General features: G+C 67.7%; 10 protein-coding genes. 8 read left to right on the top strand and 2 right to left on the bottom strand.

The genetic code is table 11. The annotated features are described in order from the left end of the window. The first annotated feature begins 2 nt into the window (after positions 1-2). The 5 genes from BN973_RS20575 (at position 3) to BN973_RS20555 (ending at position 3,584) form a co-directional block, all read left to right on the top strand. A complete protein-coding gene (locus BN973_RS20575; protein WP_036472786.1) occupies positions 3-1,583 on the top strand; it encodes an AMP-binding protein in 1,581 nt (526 codons plus the stop codon). 62 nt (positions 1,584-1,645) lie between these two features. Further along, a complete protein-coding gene (locus BN973_RS20570; protein WP_036470526.1) occupies positions 1,646-2,071 on the top strand; it encodes a nuclear transport factor 2 family protein in 426 nt (141 codons plus the stop codon). A gap of 70 nt (positions 2,072-2,141) precedes the next feature. Next, on the top strand, positions 2,142-2,615 hold the full coding sequence (locus BN973_RS20565; RefSeq protein ID WP_051641626.1) for an FAS1-like dehydratase domain-containing protein: 474 nt from the start codon (positions 2,142-2,144) through the stop codon (positions 2,613-2,615). Then, positions 2,612-3,058 carry a MaoC family dehydratase gene (locus BN973_RS20560; RefSeq protein ID WP_036470522.1) on the top strand — a complete coding sequence of 149 codons (447 nt, stop codon included), beginning with the start codon at positions 2,612-2,614 and terminating at the stop codon, positions 3,056-3,058. Before BN973_RS20565 ends, BN973_RS20560 begins: the two co-directional genes overlap by 4 nt. A 25-nt stretch (positions 3,059-3,083) precedes the next feature. Beyond that, positions 3,084-3,584: a DinB family protein gene (locus tag BN973_RS20555; RefSeq protein WP_232232123.1), complete on the top strand. Its 501-nt coding sequence runs from the start codon at positions 3,084-3,086 to the stop codon at positions 3,582-3,584. Here the strand turns inward: BN973_RS20555 and BN973_RS20550 are convergent. Beyond that, positions 3,573-5,045: an aldehyde dehydrogenase gene (locus BN973_RS20550; protein ID WP_036470519.1), complete on the bottom strand. Its 1,473-nt coding sequence runs from the start codon at positions 5,043-5,045 to the stop codon at positions 3,573-3,575. The genes BN973_RS20555 and BN973_RS20550 overlap by 12 nt on opposite strands. A gap of 101 nt (positions 5,046-5,146) precedes the next feature. Here BN973_RS20550 and BN973_RS20545 point away from each other — a divergent pair, with 101 nt between their 5' ends. Beyond that, positions 5,147-6,499 (top strand): lipocalin-like domain-containing protein, encoded by a 1,353-nt coding sequence (locus tag BN973_RS20545; RefSeq protein ID WP_036470518.1) that lies wholly within the window; start codon positions 5,147-5,149, stop codon positions 6,497-6,499. On the opposite strand, the gene BN973_RS20540 is transcribed toward BN973_RS20545, so the two are convergent. After that, positions 6,482-7,633, bottom strand: coding sequence for an aromatic ring-hydroxylating oxygenase subunit alpha (locus tag BN973_RS20540; protein WP_036470516.1), 1,152 nt, complete (start codon positions 7,631-7,633; stop codon positions 6,482-6,484). The two genes, BN973_RS20545 and BN973_RS20540, sit on opposite strands and share 18 nt — an antisense overlap. Positions 7,634-8,073: 440 nt before the next feature. Here BN973_RS20540 and BN973_RS20535 point away from each other — a divergent pair, with 440 nt between their 5' ends. Next, positions 8,074-8,793: a DUF1906 domain-containing protein gene (locus tag BN973_RS20535; RefSeq protein WP_036470515.1), complete on the top strand. Its 720-nt coding sequence runs from the start codon at positions 8,074-8,076 to the stop codon at positions 8,791-8,793. A gap of 551 nt (positions 8,794-9,344) precedes the next feature. After that, entirely contained in the window at positions 9,345-18,578 is a 9,234-nt protein-coding gene (locus BN973_RS20530; RefSeq protein ID WP_036470513.1) for a type I polyketide synthase, read from the top strand. The last annotated feature ends 13 nt before the right edge of the window (positions 18,579-18,591 follow it).

The following is an 18,591-nucleotide window of genomic DNA, read 5'->3' as shown; positions in this document are numbered from 1 at the left end:
TGATGCATTCGGTTCGGAGCAGGCCGCTTGGGCCCTCCGATTTCGGCGTGGATCGTTTCACGGTTCCGGCCGTGCTGGATCGGCGGGCCGAGCAATACCCCGATCGGGTGATGATGTCGATCGCCGGCACCGACGTGACGTTCGAGCAGATGCGGCGGCGCTCTTGTGCGGCGGCCGAGCTGCTGTCCTCGTTGGGTGTGGGCCGTGGCGACGGAGTGGCGCTGTTCACCGGCACCTGCCCCGAATGGGTGTATTTCTGGCTGGGCGCGGCCCGGATCGGGGCGGTGAGCGCGGCGGTCAACGCCGCGAACAAGGGGGACTTCCTGCTGCACACCCTGCAGTTGTCGCGGGCCAAGGTGATTCTCACCGACGCCGAGCGCCGTCCCCGGGTCGATGAGGTCGCCGACCGGCTGGATACGGTGTCCGACATTGTGGTGCAAGACGATTCGCTTGCAAGGCGGATGGAGCGTGGGGCCGGATGTACCGACGACCCGGCCGAGCCTGGCGAGCTAGGGGCGCTGTTCTACACGTCGGGCACCACCGGGCCGTCGAAAGCCGTTGCCACGACCTGGAACTACCTGTTCTCGGTCGCGGCGACCGTCGCGTCGTCCTGGAAGTTGCGGTCGGGGGAGGCGTTGTGGACGGCGATGCCGTTGTTCCACCTGAGCGCCGCGCCCAGCGTGCTGGCCCCGATGCTGGTCGGCGGAACGACCGTGCTGGCGCAGTCGTTCCATCCCGGCCAGGTGTGGGACGACATCCGCGCCCACGATGCCGTCGGCTTCGCCGGAGCCGGCGCGATGGTGACGATGCTGTACAACCTGCCGGCCGACACGCGTGACGCGCAGCTGCCGCTGCGGTTCATCTCGGCCGCGCCGATCGACGCGAGCTCCTATCACGACATCGAAAAGCGTTACGGCTGCCGCATTGTCACGATGTACGGGATGACCGAGGCCTTCCCGATCGCGGTCAAGGGCGTGGCCGACGAGGGCGTCCCCGGAACGTCGGGCCGACCCAATCCCAACTTCGACGTGCGCATCGTCGACGACGACGGCAACCCGGTTCCCGCCGGCACCGTGGGCGAGATCGCCTGCCGGCCCAGGCACCCACACGTGATGAGCGAGGGCTACATCGGCCAAGACGCGCGGTTGGTTCCGCATCCGGAGTGGTTCCGCACCGGTGATCTCGGCCGACTCGACGCCGATCAGAACCTGACGTATCTGGACCGGATCAAGGATTCACTGCGCAGGCGCGGAGAGAACATCTCCTCGGTCGAGGTGGAACGCGTCGTCATGAGCCATCCCGCGGTCGCCGAAGCGGCGGCGATCGGGGTGCCCAGTGAGTTGGGCGAGGACGACATCCTGCTTGTGGTGGCGGTGCGCCCCGACGCCGTGCTGGATTGCGCCGAGCTACTCGACTTCTGCGCCGGCCGGATGCCGTACTTCTGCGTCCCGCGATACATCGACCAGGTCAACGAACTCCCGAAGAACGTTATCGGGCGGGTGCGTAAAGATTTGTTGCGAGCCAACGGTTTAACTTCGAGGGCCTGGGATCGAGAACAACACGGATATATTGTTAAGCGGTAAGTAAAGTCGATGTTACGTAGTTTGTTTCTTTTTTCCTTCAGGGGAGAGGCTGGCGAGTAGAAATGACGATGTCCTACCAGCAGGAGCAGTTCCTGCACGCTGCGACCGGCCGCCACGCGATCTTGAATCTGAACGCCCGGCACAATCGCGCTTACTCCGAGGGCGACCGCGATAGCTGGATCGCGACGTTTCGTCATTCCGGTGCCAGCTTTGTTCGCGACGGCGAAGTGTTCGACGATTTGCGTTCGGCGTTCGACGGGGGCGAAGGACACCGCCTGGTGACCGTCGACCACGAGATCGCCGTCGAGGGCGTGCACGCGATGCAGCGTTGTGTCGCCCTGCTTTTCTCCGCCGCCTTCGGAGAGACCACGTTGCGCGCCACCGGGACGTACCGGGATGAGCTGATCTACGAGCGCGGCGGCTGGTACTACACCTCGCGCAATCTCTGCTGGGATGTGGTGCCGAACCGGCACCCGCTTGTCATGTAAGCGGCACCGATACGTGGATTCCGAACTCAGCTACGAATTAGCCTTCGGCACATACGAAGACGCGTTGCGCATGGTCGGCGCGGCAAGCGAACCGCGCACGGCGCTGACGCCGGTCAGTGGAGCGCGTATCCAGTTGTATGCCTCGATGATTCACGACGGCAATCGGTCCTACTGGGATCCGGAATTCGCCCGGCGGCAGTGGGGAGGCCTGCTGGCACCGCCGGGTCTGTTGATGGGATGGCTGATCCCGCCGCCGTGGGAGCCCGGCGGCCGGCGCCCGGCGGCGTCGCTGATCTTGCGAGTGCCGTTGCCGGGCACCACATTCATCAACGCCGCCAACGACGTCGAGTTCCCCGAACCCATCGTCGAGGGTGACGTGCTGACCAGTGTCGAGGAATTGGTGTCGGTGTCACCGGAGAAGACGACCCGATTGGGCGTCGGCCATTTCATCGAGACGCTGGAGACCTATCGCCGCCAGGATGGGACCGTCGTCGCCCGATCGCGGAATACGCTGTTCCGCTTCACCCCCGCGGCGCCGGCATGACCGCTGCGGAATTGGATTGGAACGAGATCACCGTTCCCGTCGAGCTGCCGGAAGTGGTCGACGAGATCAGCTACCAGCGGGTGGTGGAGAACGCCGGAGCGACGTGGGACTACTTCCCGGGGCATTTCGATCCCGAATACGCCCAAAAGCAGGGCAACCCAACGATTTACCTCAACACGATGCACCTCGCCGGGTTCGCCGACCGCGTCGCGACCGAGTGGGCCGGCCCCAGCAGCCGGGTGGTGCGCCGCTCACTGCGGCTGGCCGGGTCGGTCTACGCCGGCGACACGATGATCGGCCGCGGCCGCGCGGTGGCCAAGCGGCGCGACACCTCGGTGGACCCGCCGCGCTGCTTCGTAGACATCACGATCGAAGTGACCAACCAGCACGGCGTCTTGTGCTGCCCGGTCGAGCTCACGTTGCAGATGCCCGAAAGTGGTTGACGGCGCATCAGAGCTGCATCTGGCAGTGTGTCGGCGCTTCGGCGAGGCGGTTGCCGCGGCCGCGGGCAAATGGGAGCGTCGCAGCCCATGCGAGGCGTGGGACGCCCGGGCGGTGCTCGAGCACGTTATCGGCTTCCACGACGTACTTCTGCTGCAGCCGTTGGGATTAAAGCCGCACCGGCCCCGAGACGAGCCACAGGTGCGGTGGGAATTGACTTACCAGTCACTGGCACGGGCGTTGGCATCCGGTGAAGTCACCAAGCTGGATGCTTACCGGGTCATACCGAATCTGACCCGCGACGTCTTGGTGCATACCTGGGACTTGGCACGTGCGATCGACGGTGACGACCGGCTGGATCCCGATTGGTGTGAACTCTTCTACACCGGCTTGCCGGCCGGTCATGACGCCTTGGTCGCGTCCGGCATGTTCGGCGCCCCCATCGCGGTGAGCGATGAACTCGAGGTGCAGGCACGGCTTCTCGCGCGCCTCGGTCGTGATCCGTTGTGGCGAAGCTCAATCGGCTAACGGCGGCAGTTGCCCCTTGCACACCAGGGTCTGAAGCTCGACGTACTCGTGCAGGCCCTCCGGGCCGAACTCGCGTCCGATGCCCGACTGCTTGAAACCGCCGAACGGGGCCCCGATATCGAGGGTGTACATGTTGATGCCGTAGGTGCCGGTGCGCACACCCGCCGCGACCTCCAAGCCGTGCGCAATGTCGGACGTCCACACCGAACCGGCCAACCCGTAGTCGGTCTCGTTGGCGATCCGGATCGCGTCGGCCTCGTCGCGGTAGCGCAACACCGTCAAGACCGGACCAAAGATCTCCTCCCGGGCGATGCGCATGTCATTGGTCGCGTCGGTGAATAGCGTTGGGCGCACGTACCATCCGCGATCCGACGGGCTGTCCTCGCCGCCGAGCACCACGCGTGCGCCCTCGCTCTGCCCGGACTTGATGTAGTCCTGGACCCGGCGCTGTTGCCGCTGGGCGACCAGCGGACCGATGTCGGTAGCCTCGTCGGCCGGGTCGCCGACGGTCAGCGACGACATCATGCCGGCCAGCGCGTCGACGACGTCGTCATGACGCTTGTCGCTGACCAGAATCCGGGTTTGGGCGACGCAGGCCTGCCCGTTGTTCATCAGGCCGGCCGATTTCAGCCCCGCGACAGTCTTGTCGATATCGGCGTCGTCGAGAATGATCGCCGCGGACTTGCCGCCCAATTCCAGGCTCACTCGCTTGAGCTGCTCGCCGCACAACGTGGCGATGCGGCGCCCGACCGCGCTGGACCCGGTGAATGCGATCTTGTCCACGCCGGGATGCCGCACCAGCGCCTCGCCGATGTCCGGTCCGCCGGGCAGCACCGACACCACGCCTTCGGGCAGCTCGAGCTGCTCGATCATTTCGGCCAACCACAAAGCGTCCAACGGTGTTTCGGGCGCGGGCTTGACGATGACCGTGCATCCCGCGATCAAGGCCGGGATCAACTTGGGCATGATCAGAAATTGGGGAACGTTCCACGGCACGATCGCACCGACCACCCCGACCGGCGCACGGCGCAGGTGTACCTCACCGAGGATGCCCTGGCGACGTTCGGTCCAGGGAAACGTGCGGGCGTCCGCCAGGGCGAGATGCATCATCGTCGCCGCGGCCGCCGCTTGACCGAGCCGGCTGAAGGTGCGCGGGGATCCCATTTCGTCGGTGATCAGGTCGGCCATCTCGTCGATGTGGCCGCCGTAGATCCCGGCCAGCTGTTCGACCTTGGCCATCCGCTCGGCATGCGTCATGCGCGGCCATGGCCCGTGGTCGAAAGCCTGTCGCGCGGCGGCGACGGCGGCGTCGAGATCTTCGGGCCCGGCCACCTGGACATGGCCGACGGGTTCCTCCGAGTGTGGCGAAATCACGGCGAGCTGCTGCGGATTGGCGGGCTTGCGCCACTGCCCTCCGATGAACAGTTCGGCGTAGGTCCGATGGTCGGATTTTTCTGTCATCGGGGCACTTCCTTGGGGCGGGGACGAGGCCGTGACCGTAACTTCGCTATTGACGCTAACATAGCAAAGAATAAGGATAGCGCCGTGGCAAGGAAGCCGAAATGAGTACCGATTGGCGCAGTTACCCGTATCAGTTGGTGCCCGGTGACAGCCAGCTGGATTTCCCCGCGGCCGAGGGTGAACATCCCGACCAGGAGTCGGATACGTGGTTCATCGCCGGCCAACTGCAGGCCGTCGAGAACGACCGGTCGTTTGCGTTCCTGACGATCTTCAACAAGAACCAGCCCGGGGGCACGGTCGTCGCCGACTTCTACACGATGGCGCTGTTCGACCTCGACAGCGGTGACTACGGTACCTATACCGATTACGACATGCCGCCGAAGAACATGGAGCCGGGCGCGCAGCGCAAATTGTCCATGGCCGCAGGCTATCTCGACATCAGCTACGACAGCGGTGCCGGCACCGCATCGTGGACCACCTGCCGTGACGGCGACGGCGAATTACTGCCCTACACGTATCGGGTCAGCCTGGTGGGCCGGGACCACCAAGGCCGATCGATGCGGTTGGACTTGGTCGTCACTCCGACGCGCGCGCCGACACCGGTGGGGGCGTCGACCTACAACGGGAAGATCGCCTGCTTCGGCCAGAACGACACGTATTCGTATTTCCAGACCGGCATGTCGATGACCGGAACACTGCGCTGGGGCGAGACCGTCGAGGAGGTTTCCGGCAGTGCCGGACATGTCGACCGGCAGTGGTTCCCGAAGTATGCGGGCGGCGGCGGAACCGGGGGAGACCCGCGGGCCCGCTCGCACGAATGGCGCACCATCAATTTCGACAACGGCGTCGACCTGAGCATCTGGCGCCAGTTCGACCGCGTGAACGGCAATGCGCCGCAACCCTTTACCGGTGTCACGACGAGCCATCCAGACCCCGCCATCGCGCCACAGTGCGCCGAAGACGTGGAGGTCACCGTCAGCAGCTACGTGAAATGGCCGGAGTCGGTGCGGACCCTGGTACGCCCCCCGGCCCCGGCCCGGTACATGCCCGACCGTCACCGAATCACGTGCGCCACACTGCAACTGGATCTGGTCGGCGAACCGCTCGTGCCGGCGCCGGCGCACGGTCTGCCAATCGAGTACATGGAGGGCCCGTACCGCTACCAGGGGACGCTGTGGGGTAAACCGGTGAGCGGCTTCGCGTTCAACGAACGCTCGCTGGCGCTGTACCGGGACTGGGAGCTGGTCGAGGTGCTGGCCACCACGGTGGCCGACGCCGAACCGAACTTGCAGTCGGTGGTCGATCAGCTGGTGGGATTGGTGGCCGCGGGCCGCCGCCGGTCAGCGGCGGAACTGCTGGCCGGGGCGCTCCCGGTGCAAAACGACACGCTCGCAACGCTTCTCGACGATCTGATCGCCGTGCTGAGCGAGGCTGAGTCAGTCGACGGCAGCTGACGCGGCCAGCGCCTCGGCCCACGCGATGTGGCGGTGCTGCAGTCCCGGCTCGTTGCGACCGAACACCAGGTGATCGCGAGCGCCCGAGCTGAGATTGGCCTGCAGGCCCTCGACGAGCTTGTAGTCCTCGTCGCGCACCGTGGCGTGCGCGTACTCGAACACGGCTTGAGCACCGGCGGCCACGGATTCCTCGGAAAGGTCCAGCGGCGTGGAGTTCTGGTGCACGGTGATCGACCTGCCGGGCTCGTCGCCGGGGTAGATGCGGAACAGCTCGCCGTTGGCGATCGTCACCGAGATCACGATGTTGGGGAACAAGGCGTAGATCACCACCATGTTGTGGAACGGGTCCCACTGTTCCTCGGGGACATTCTCCAGCTCGAGGATCGCGTTGAGCGGGAAGATCAACCGATGGTGCGGTCCGTACGAATCGAACACCGTGCAGTTGCTGCGGGCGATGGTGGCGAAGGTGTCCCGGTGCACGGTGGCGAAGTGGTAGTTCTCGGCGAAGGTGTCGACGGCCAGCTTCCAGTTGATCGGCGCGTCGAGCACCTTTTCACCCAGCGGCGACCACCGGCCGATGCCCCACGAGTCGAGCTCGTCGGCGAGCGGCCCCAGGTGCGCGGCGACGTCGAGGGTCGCGTCTTTGTCCAGCGCCACCCAGAGGAACCCGGCGAACTCGGCGGCGGGGAGCTCGGTCAACGAGTCGGACTTGACCGTCGCATCCGGGAATCCCTCGCGGCCCGGCAAGCCGACCAGCTTGCCGGTGTTGTCGTAGGTCCAGGCGTGATACGGACAGCTGAATCGCTTCGCGGTGCCGCAGCCCGTCACCACCGGGGATTGCCGGTGCAGGCAGACATTGTCGAAGGCGCGGACCGACCCGTCGGATGTTCTCGTCAGCAGGATCGATCGCCCCATCACCGTCTTGGTGCAGTAGGCGCCGGGCGCGGGCAGCTCGCTGACGTAGCCGACCAGTTGCGGGCTGGCCAGCAGCAGCGCCCTGTCACTGCGGTGTCGCTCGGGTGACGTGTAGTCGCTCGCGTCGATCGTGTACTGCCGCGGAGCCAGGTCGGTGGTCTTGTCGCGGGCCAACTTCAAGGCCCGGCGGGTCAGGTCGATGAGCTGGTCGTGATCCATTTTGGAAGCCCCCTCCGACGTTAACTTTATTAAGTTAATAGTGACAATAACAATGCCGGGCTCGGCGGGCCCCGGCGCTCGGTGTGCCCCGGCGCTCGGTGTGCTCACGCTTTCGGTGCGCTCACGGCTTCGGTGCGCTCACGGCTTCGGTGTGCGCTCACGGCTTTCGGTGTGCGCCGTGGCCGCACTGCCCCGGCGTGTCGCCGCCCTGACCGCACACGCGAGGCCGTCGTCGCACACCCGAGGCCGTCGTCGCACACCCGAGGTCGCCGTCGCACAAGCGACGCGCCCGCAGCCCGATGCGCCACGCCCCCTGGCCCGATGCGCCCGCAGCCCGATGCGCCCCGCGCCCTGGCCCGATCAACCCGGTCAAGAAGTGACGAATCTGTGACCAGTGTTACTAATGTGTCTGCTGATGCTTGTGTCGTACCCTGTCCGATGTGTCGATTTCGCGTCGTGACGTGCTCAAATTCGCGGCCGCGACCCCGGCCCTACTGGGCATGGGTGTCGCGGCGTCGGCGTTGGACGCTCCGACGGCCTCGGCATCCCTGGGCACGCTGTTGGACTACGCCGCGGGCGTGATCCCGGCCAGCCAGATCCGGGCCGCCGGCGCCGTGGGGGCTATCCGGTACGTCTCCGACCGCCGGCCGGGCGGTAATTGGATGCTGGGCAAGCCGATCCAGGTCGCCGAGGCACGTGACTTGCACAGCAACGGGCTCAAAATCGTCTCCTGCTACCAGTACGGCAAGGGCAATTCCGCCGACTGGCTGGGCGGCGCGAACGCGGGGCTGCAGCATGCCAAGCGGGGCATGGAGTTGCACGCCGCCGCCGGTGGTCCCCCCAACGCGCCGATTTACGCGTCGATCGACGACGACCCGTCTTACGAGCAGTACAAAAACCAGATCGCTCCGTACCTACGGTCCTGGGAGTCGGTGATCGGACACCAGCGGACGGGCGTTTACGCCAATTCGAAGACGATCGACTGGGCGTTGCACGACGGCCTGGGCTCCTGCTTCTGGCAGCACAATTGGGGCTCGCCCAAGGGCTACACCCATCCGGCGGCCAATCTGCACCAGGTCGAGATCGATAAACGCAGCGTGGGCGGTGTCGGCGTAGACATCAACGAGATCCTCAAGCCGCAATTCGGGCAGTGGGCCTAGCAACCCCGCCTCGTCGTAGCGATTTCTGACCCTTTAATCGATCCGGGCACGGTTGCGCAACTCGGTTCCAGCAAACACTTGTTCGCCCAACGCTGACGGCGGCGGGGCCCAGACGGCTCTATCGCCGCGGCACGACAGGCGGCGCGCACTACAAATTCTTAACATAACGATTTGATAACAATGCCGCCTTGAACAGCGCAGTTATAGCTACTCGACCGTAACCACCTGCATGCAGGACGTTTGTTCTGGATACCCGGACGACCGGTTAATCCCGGTGTTACCCACGACACGGTTACCCGCGCGTAGAACTCACCAGTAACCGATCTGCGCAGAAAAACGACCCGAATCCTTATGACACTCTTAGTACAGCCGATGCAGTCCCCGCGCCGCTTGGTCGACACGAGTGGCCGCCGACAACACACCGGTCAGCCGCGATTCGGGCTGCGATTCAGAGCGGAATCGACCCAGAGCCAGCTGGGACCCCGCGCGCCGGGGTTCTGAGCAGGCCAGACGAACCGATACGTGAAGACGCATACAGGGAGATACACAAGGTGACGATCCACGAGCACGACCGGGTGTCCGCAGACCGCGAGGGCCAAGGCCCGCACAGCACCCATGCTCTGGTCGACCGTCTCACGGCCGGCGAGCCGTACGCTGTCGCGTTCGGCGGCCAGGGCAGCGCCTGGTTGGAAACCCTGGAAGAGCTGGTGTCCTCGGCGGGCATCGAGACCGACATCGCCACGCTGGTCGGCGAGGCGGAGCTGCTGCTCGAGCCGGTGGCCAAAGAGCTGGTCGTGGTGCGTCCGATCGGCTTCGAGCCGCTGCGGTGGGTGCGCGCGGTGGCGGCCGAGGACCCGACCCCCGCGGACAAGCACCTGACGTCGGCCGCGGTATCGATGCCCGGCGTGTTGCTCACCCAGATCGCGGCCGGGCGTGCCCTGGCGCGACAGGGGATGGACTGGACCGCGACCCCGCCGGTCGCCGTCGCCGGCCACTCGCAGGGCGTGCTCGCCGTCGAGGCGTTCAAGGCCGAGGGCGCTCGTGACGTCGAGCTGCTCGCCCTGGCCCAGCTGATCGGCGCGGCCGGCACGCTGGTGGCCCGTCGCCGCGGCATCTCCGTGCTCGGTGATCGCCCGCCGATGGTGTCGGTCACCAACGCCGACCCCGAGCGCATCGTCGCGCTGCTCGACGAGTTCTCCCAGGACGTTCGCACCGTGCTGCCGCCGGTGCTGTCCATCCGCAACGGCCGTCGTTCGGTCGTCATCACCGGCACGCCGGAGCAACTGTCTCGCTTCGAGTTGTACTGCCAGCAGATCTCCGAGAAAGAAGAAGCCGACCGCAAGAACAAACTGCGTGGCGGCGACGTCTTCGCACCGGTCTTCGACCCGGTTCAGGTCGAGGTGGGCTTCCACACCCCGCGGCTGGCCGACGGCATCGACATCGTCGGCGGTTGGGCCGAGAAGGTCGGCTTGGACGTCGAGCTGGCCCGGCGCCTGACCGACGCCATCCTGGTGAGCGGGGTCGACTGGGTGGAAGAGATCACCGCGGTGCACGACGCCGGCGCGCGCTGGATTCTCGACCTGGGCCCCGGCGACATCCTGACCCGGCTGACCGCGCCGGTGATCCGCGGCCTGGGCGTCGGCATCGTGCCCGCCGCCACCCGCGGCGGTCAGCGCAACCTCTTCACCGTCGGGGCCACCCCCGAGGTGGCACGGCCCTGGTCGAGCTACGCGCCGACCGTCGTGACCCTGCCCGACGGCCGGGTCAAGCTCTCGACGAAGTTCACCCGGCTGACCGGGCGGTCGCCGATCCTGCTGGCCGGCATGACCCCGACGACGGTCGACGCGAAGATCGTCGCCGCCGCGGCCAACGCCGGACACTGGGCCGAGCTGGCCGGTGGCGGGCAGGTGACCGAAGAAATCTTCGCCGCGCGCATTGAAGAATTGTCCGGCTTGCTCGAGACGGGCCGCACCTACCAGTTCAACACGCTGTTCCTCGACCCCTACCTGTGGAAGCTTCAGGTCGGCGGTAAGCGCCTGGTGCAGAAGGCCCGCCAGGCCGGCGCCGCGATCGACGGCCTGGTGATCAGCGCCGGCATCCCGGACCTCGAGGAGGCCGTCGAACTGATCGACGAGCTCAACGACGTCGGCATCAGCCATGTCGTGTTCAAGCCCGGCACCATCGAGCAGATCCGCTCGGTCATCCGCATCGCGACCGAGGCGCCCACCAAATCGGTGATCGTGCACATCGAGGGCGGACGCGCCGGCGGTCACCACTCGTGGGAAGACCTCGACGACCTGTTGCTGGCCACCTACTCGGAGCTGCGCTCGCGCTCCAACATCACCGTCTGCGTCGGCGGCGGCATCGGAACCCCCGAGCGGGCCGCCGAATATCTGTCCGGCCGGTGGTCGCAGTCCTACGGCTTCCCGTCGATGCCGATCGACGGCATCCTGGTCGGCACCGCGGCGATGGCCACGCTGGAAGCCACCACCTCGCCGTCGGTCAAGCAGATGCTGGTCGAGACCACCGGCACCGACCAGTGGATCGGCGCCGGAAAAGCCCAGGGCGGCATGGCTTCCAGCCGCAGCCAGCTCGGTGCCGACATCCACGAGATCGACAACAGCGCCTCGCGTTGCGGCCGGTTGCTCGACGAGGTCGCCGGTGACGCCGACGCCGTCGCCGAGCGCCGCGACGAGATCATCGCCGCGATGGCCCGCACCGCCAAGCCGTATTTCGGCGACGTCGGGGAAATGACCTACCTGCAGTGGCTGCAGCGCTACGTCGAGCTCACCATCGGCGACGGCAACTCGACCGCCGACACCGCCTCGCCCGGCAGCCCGTGGCTGGCCGACACCTGGCGCGACCGCTTCCAGCAGATGCTGCAGCGCGCCGAGGCCCGGCTGCACCCGCAGGACCACGGCCCGATCGAGACGCTGTACAACGACGAGGCGCTGCTGGAGAACCCGGAGGCGGCCATCGCGGCGCTCTTGCGGGACTACCCGGACGCCGAGAGGGTGCAGCTGCACCCGGCCGATGTGCCGTTCTTCGTCACGCTGTGCAAGACGCTGGGCAAGCCGGTCAACTTCGTGCCGGTCATCGACAAGGACGTGCGCCGCTGGTGGCGCAGTGACTCGCTGTGGCAGGCGCACGACGCCCGCTACGACGCCGACCAGGTGTGCATCATCCCCGGCACCGCCGCGGTCGCCGGCATCACCCGGGTCGACGAGCCGGTCGGTGAACTGCTCGACCGCTTCGAGCAGGCCGCCATCGACGACGTGCTGGCCGCCGGCGGCGAACCGAAGCCCGTCCGGTCGCGCCGGCTGGGCCGCGCGGATGTGACCGGGGCGCTGGCCGTCGTGCTCGACGCCCCCGACGTCCTGTGGGCCGGGCGCACCGCCACCAACCCGGTGCACCGCATCGCCGATCCCGCCGACTGGCTGGTCCACGAAGGTCAGCGCGCCACGCACTCGTCCACCGGAGCTCGCCTGCAGGTGACTTCCGATGAGCGCGTCGTGTTGAGCATCCCGTTGTCCGGGGTCTGGATCGACATCCCATTCACGTTGCACGCCAACACCGTCGACGGCGGCGCGCCGGTGGTCTCCACCGACGACGCCACCGCCGCGATGCGTGCGGTCCTGGCGATCGCCGCCGGTGTCGACGGGCCGGAATTCCTCCCGGCGGTGACCGACGGAACGGCCACCGTGACGGTGGACTGGAACCCTGAGCGGGTCGCCGACCACACCGGCGTCACCGCGACCTTCGGCGAGCGCCTGGCACCCAGCCTCACCACCGTGCCCGACGCGCTGGTCGGTCTGTGCTGGCCCGCGGTCTTCTCCACGATCGGCTCCGCGGTCACCGAGGCCGGCGTCCCGGTCGTCGAGGGTCTGCTGAGCCTGGTGCACCTGGACCACGCCGCCCACGTGGTCGGCAAGCTGCCCGCTGAGCCGGCCCAATTGACCGTTACCGCAACGGCTTCGGCGGCCATCGACACCGACATGGGCCGGGTCGTTCCGGTCTCGGTGACGGTGACCGGTCCCGACGGCAAGGCGATCGTGACCCTGCAGGAGCGCTTCGCGATCCTCGGGCGGACCGGTTCGGCCGAACTCACCGACCCGTCCCGGGCCGGTGGCGCGGTGTCGGAGAACACCACCGACACTCCGCGCCGGCGCCGTCGCGACGTCACCATGACCGCGCCGGTCGACATGCGTCCGTTCGCCGTGGTGTCGGGTGACCACAACCCGATCCACACCGACCGCGCCGCCGCGCTGCTGGCCGGCCTGGAATCGCCCATCGTGCACGGCATGTGGCTGTCGGCCGCCGCGCAGCACACGGTGACCGCCACCGACGGCCAGGCCCGCCCGCCGGCTCGCCTGATCGGCTGGACCGCACGGTTCCTGGGCATGGTGCGTCCGGGCGACGAAGTCGACTTCCGGGTCGACCGCGTCGGAATCGACCAGGGCGCAGAGGTTTTGGAGGTCACCGCGAAGGTCGGAACGGACCTGGTGATGTCGGCGACCGCGCGTCTGGCCGCCCCCAAGACGGTCTACGCCTTCCCCGGCCAGGGCATCCAGCACAAGGGAATGGGCATGGAGGTCCGCGCCCGGTCCAAGGCTGCCCGCAAGGTCTGGGACGACGCGGACAAGTTCACCCGTGACACCCTGGGCTTCTCGGTGCTGCACGTGGTGCGCGACAACCCGACCAGCCTGATCGCCAGCGGCGTGCACTACCACCACCCCGACGGGGTGCTGTACCTGACGCAGTTCACCCAGGTCGCGATGGCGACCGTGGCGGCCGCCCAGGTCGCCGAGATGCGCGAGCAGGGCGCCTTCGTCGAGGGCGCCATCGCGTGTGGGCACTCCGTCGGCGAATACACCGCGCTGGCTTGTGTTTTGGGCGTCTACGAGCTGGAAGCATTGCTGGAGACGGTGTTCCACCGCGGGTCGAACATGCACGACATCGTGCCGCGCGACGAGATGGGCCGCTCCAACTACCGGTTGGCCGCGATCCGTCCCTCGCAGATCGATCTGCCCGACGACCAGGTCACCGACTTCGTCGCCGAAATCGCCGAGCGCACCGGGGAATTCCTGGAGATCGTGAACTTCAACCTGCGCGGCTCGCAGTACGCGATCGCCGGCACGGTCCGCGGTCTCGAGGCCCTCGAGGAAGCGGTGGAGAAGCGCCGCGAAATCAGCGGCGGCAAACGCTCATTCATCCTGGTGCCGGGCATCGACGTGCCGTTCCACTCGCGGGTGCTGCGGGTCGGGGTTGCCGACTTCCGCCGCTCGCTGGAGCGGGTCATGCCGCGCGACCAGGACCCCGAGTTGGTCATCGGTCGCTACATCCCCAACCTGGTGCCCCGGCCGTTCACGCTGGACCGCGACTTCATCCAGGAGATCCGCGATCTGGTGCCGGCCGAACCGCTGGACCCGATCCTGGCCGACTACGACACCTGGCTGGCCGAGCGGCCGCGTGAGATGGCCCGCACGGTGTTCATCGAGCTGCTGGCGTGGCAGTTCGCCAGCCCGGTGCGCTGGATCGAAACTCAGGACCTGCTCTTCATCGAGGAGGCCGCCGGCGGTTTGGGTGTGGAGCGGTTCGTCGAGATCGGCGTGAAGTCCGCGCCGACCGTCGCCGGACTGGCCACCAACACCCTCAAGCTGCCCGAATATGCGCACAGCACAGTCGAAGTGCTCAACGCCGAGCGCGATGCGGCCGTGCTGTTCGCCACCGACACCGACCCCGAGCCGGAGGCCGAGGACGTGGTCGCCGATTCCGCCGCATCGGACGGTGCGCCGGCAGCAGCCGCGCCGGAGGCCGCCGCGCCGGCGCCGGTGCCCACCGCACCCTCGGGTGCTCCACGGCCCGACGACATCACGTTCGACGCGGCCGACGCCACGTTGGCGCTGATCGCGTTGTCGGCGAAGATGCGCATCGACCAGATCGAGCAGTTGGATTCCATCGAGTCCATCACCGACGGCGCGTCGTCGCGGCGTAACCAGCTGCTGGTCGACCTGGGTTCGGAGTTGAACCTGGGCGCCATCGACGGTGCCGCCGAGGCCGACCTGGCCGGGTTGCGCTCGCAGGTGACCAAGCTGGCGCGCACCTACAAGCCTTACGGCCCAGTGCTTTCCGACGCCATCAACGATCAGCTGCGCACGGTCCTCGGGCCATCCGGCAAGCGGCCGGCCGCCATCACCGAGCGGGTCACCAAGACTTGGGAACTCGGCGAGGGCTGGGCCAAGCACGTCGTTGTCGAGGTCGCGCTGGGCACCCGCGAGGGCACCAGCGTCCGCGGCGGTGCCATGGGGCACCTGCACGAGGGCGCGCTGGCCGACGCGGCCTCGGTCGACAAGGTCATCGACGCCGCGGTCACCTCGGTTGCTGCGCGCCACGGTGTTTCGGTGGCGCTGCCCTCGGCGGGCGGTGGCGGCGGCGCGACCGTCGACGCCGCTGCACTCTCCGAGTTCACCGACCAGATCACCGGCCGTGACGGCGTGCTCGCTTCGGCGGCCCGCCTGGTGCTGGGCCAGCTGGGCCTGGATGACGCGGTGAGCGCCGCACCGGTGGCCACCGACGCCGAGCTCATCGACTTGGTCACCGCCGAATTGGGTTCGGAGTGGCCACGTTTGGTGGCGCCGGCCTTCGAGGCCAAGAAGGCCGTCCTGTTCGACGACCGCTGGGCCAGCGCCCGTGAGGACCTGGTCAAACTGTGGCTGGCCGACGAGGGCGACATCGACGCCGACTGGGTGCGGCTGTCCGAACGTTTCGAGGGTGCCGGCCACACCGTCGCCACTCAGGCGACCTGGTGGCAGGGCAAGGCGCTGGCGGCGGGCCGCCAGATCCATGCGTCGCTGTTCGGCCGGATCGCTGCGGGTGCCGAGAACCCGGACCCGGGTCACTACGACGGCGAAGTGGCCGTCGTGACAGGCGCTTCCAAGGGCTCGATCGCCGCGGCGGTCGTGGCGCGACTGCTTGACGGCGGTGCCACCGTCATCGCGACCACCTCCAAGCTCGACGATGAGCGGCTGGCGTTCTACCGCACGCTGTACCGCGACCACGCTCGCTTCGGTGCGTCGCTGTGGGTGGTCCCGGCCAATATGGCCTCCTACTCCGACATCGACGCCCTGGTCGAATGGGTCGGTACCGAGCAGAGCGAAAGCCTTGGCCCGCAGTCGATTCACATCAAGGACGCGCAGACCCCGACGCTGCTGTTCCCGTTCGCGGCACCGCGGGTGGCCGGCGATCTGTCGGAGGCCGGTTCGCGCTCCGAGATGGAGATGAAGGTTCTGCTGTGGGCCGTGCAGCGGCTGATCGGCGGTCTGTCGAAGATCGGCGCCGAGCGCGACATCGCCTCCCGGTTGCACGTGGTGCTGCCCGGCTCGCCCAACCGCGGAATGTTCGGCGGTGACGGCGCTTACGGCGAGGCCAAGTCCGCGCTGGACGCCCTGGTGAGTCGCTGGCACGCCGAATCCTCGTGGGCCGCGCGAGTCAGCTTGGCGCACGCGCTGATTGGCTGGACCCGTGGCACCGGGCTGATGGGTCACAACGACGCCATCGTCACCGCCGTCGAGGAGGCCGGTGTCACCACCTACTCCACCGACGAGATGGCCGCGATGCTGCTGGCCCTGTGCGACGTGGAGTCGAAGGTGGCCGCGGCCAGCGAGCCGATCAAGGCCGACCTGACCGGTGGTCTCGGCGACGTCGAACTCGACATGGCCGAATTGGCCGCCAAGGCGCGCGAGGAGATGTCTTCGGAGGCAATAGAAGACGACGAGAGCGGCCGGGGTAACCCGGGAACCGTTGCCGCGCTGCCGTCCCCGCCGCGGGGCTACACCCCGGCACCGCCGCCGGAATGGGCCGACCTCGATCTCGACCCGTCCGACCTCGTGGTGATCGTCGGCGGCGCCGAACTCGGTCCGTACGGCTCGTCGCGCACCCGCTTCGAGATGGAGGTCGACAACGAACTGTCGGCCGCCGGAGTGCTCGAGCTGGCCTGGACCACCGGGCTGATCCGCTGGGAGGACGATCCCCAACCGGGTTGGTACGACACGGCTTCCGGTGACCTGATCGACGAGGCCGAACTGGTCGAGCGCTACCACGACACCGTCGTCGAGCGCTGCGGCATCCGGGAGTTCGTCGACGACGGCTCGATCGACCCCGACCACGCGTCGCCGCTGCTGGTGTCGGTGTTCCTCGAGAAGGACTTCGCGTTCGTCGTCTCCTCGGAGGCCGATGCCCGCGCCTTCGCCGAGTTCGACCCCGAGCACACGGTGATCCGGCCGGTGCCCGACTCGAGCGACTGGCAGGTCATCCGCAAGGCGGGCACCGAGATCCGGGTGCCGCGCAAGAACAAGCTGTCGCGCGTCGTCGGCGGTCAGGTCCCGACCGGGTTCGACCCGACGGTGTGGGGCATCAGCGCCGACATGGCCAGTTCCATTGACCGCCTTGCGGTGTGGAACATCGTCGCGACCGTCGACGCGTTCCTGTCCGCCGGGTTCAGCCCCGCCGAAGTGATGCGCTACGTGCACCCGAGCCTGGTGGCCAACACCATGGGCACCGGCATGGGTGGTGGCAGCTCGATGCAGACGATGTACCACGGAAACCTGTTGGGCCGTAACAAGCCGAACGACATCTTCCAGGAAGTGCTGCCGAATATCGTTGCCGCACACGTGGTTCAGTCCTACATCGGCAGCTACGGCTCGATGATCCACCCGGTCGCCGCCTGCGCGACGGCCGCGGTGTCGGTCGAGGAGGGCGTCGACAAGATCAAGCTGGGCAAGGCCGAAATGGTGGTGGCCGGCGGTATCGACGACCTGACGCTGGAAGGCATCATCGGCTTCGGCGACATGGCGGCCACCGCCAGCACCGAGATGATGCGCGACCGGGGCATTGCCGACTCGAAGTTCTCCCGGCCCAACGACCGCCGGCGGCTCGGCTTCGTCGAGGCCCAGGGTGGTGGCACCATCCTGCTGGCCCGTGGCGACCTGGCACTCAAGATGGGCCTGCCGGTGCTCGCCGTGGTGGGCTTCGCGCAGTCCTACGGCGACGGCGTGCACACCTCGATCCCGGCTCCGGGACTGGGCGCGCTGGGCGCGGGCCGCGGCGGCAAGGAGTCCCCGCTGGCACGCGAATTGGCCAAGCTGGGCGTCGGCCCCGACGACATTGCGGTGATCTCCAAGCACGACACGTCGACATTGGCCAACGACCCCAACGAGACCGAGCTGCACGAGCGGCTGGCCGACTCGCTGGGCCGGTCCGAGGGTGCCCCGCTGTTCATCGTGTCGCAGAAGAGCCTCACCGGGCACGCCAAGGGCGGCGCGGCCGTCTTCCAGATGATGGGCCTGTGCCAGATGCTGCGCGACGGCGTGATCCCGCCCAACCGCAGCCTGGATTGCGTCGACGACGAGCTGTCCGGCTCGGCTCACTTCGTCTGGGTGCGTGACACCTTGCGGCTCGGCGGCAAGTTCCCGCTCAAGGCCGGCATGCTGACCAGCCTCGGCTTCGGTCACGTGTCCGGGCTGGTCGCGCTGGTGCACCCGCAGGCGTTCATCGCGACGCTGGACCCGAGCCAGCGCGAGGACTACCAGCGGCGCGCGGACGCCCGCCTGCTGGCCGGTCAGCGTCGGCTGGTGTCGGCCATCGCCGGCGGCGAGCCGATGTACCAGCGGCCGCCGGACCGTCGTTTCGACCACAGCTCGCCGGAGAAGCGTCAGGAAGCCTCGATGCTGCTGAACCCGGTCGCGCGACTGGGCGACGACGAGGCCTATGAGGTCCCTGCCGGATGAATTTGGTGATCGG

The sequence above is a fragment of the Mycobacterium triplex genome, assembly GCF_000689255.1.
Lineage (GTDB): Bacteria > Actinomycetota > Actinomycetes > Mycobacteriales > Mycobacteriaceae > Mycobacterium > Mycobacterium triplex.
This window is presented reverse-complemented; position numbering and strand designations above follow the sequence as displayed.

Excerpts from the sequence above, each read along its gene's own strand:
- BN973_RS20575 (WP_036472786.1), top strand. The coding sequence starts at position 3 with ATGCATTCGGTTCGGAGCAGGCCGCTTGGGCCCTCCGATTTCGGCGTG.
- BN973_RS20570 (WP_036470526.1), top strand. The coding sequence starts at position 1,646 with ATGACGATGTCCTACCAGCAGGAGCAGTTCCTGCACGCTGCGACCGGC.
- BN973_RS20565 (WP_051641626.1), top strand. The coding sequence starts at position 2,142 with ATGGTCGGCGCGGCAAGCGAACCGCGCACGGCGCTGACGCCGGTCAGT.
- BN973_RS20560 (WP_036470522.1), top strand. The coding sequence starts at position 2,612 with ATGACCGCTGCGGAATTGGATTGGAACGAGATCACCGTTCCCGTCGAG.
- BN973_RS20550 (WP_036470519.1), bottom strand. The coding sequence starts at position 5,045 with ATGACAGAAAAATCCGACCATCGGACCTACGCCGAACTGTTCATCGGA.
- BN973_RS20545 (WP_036470518.1), top strand. The coding sequence starts at position 5,147 with ATGAGTACCGATTGGCGCAGTTACCCGTATCAGTTGGTGCCCGGTGAC.
- BN973_RS20540 (WP_036470516.1), bottom strand. The coding sequence starts at position 7,633 with ATGGATCACGACCAGCTCATCGACCTGACCCGCCGGGCCTTGAAGTTG.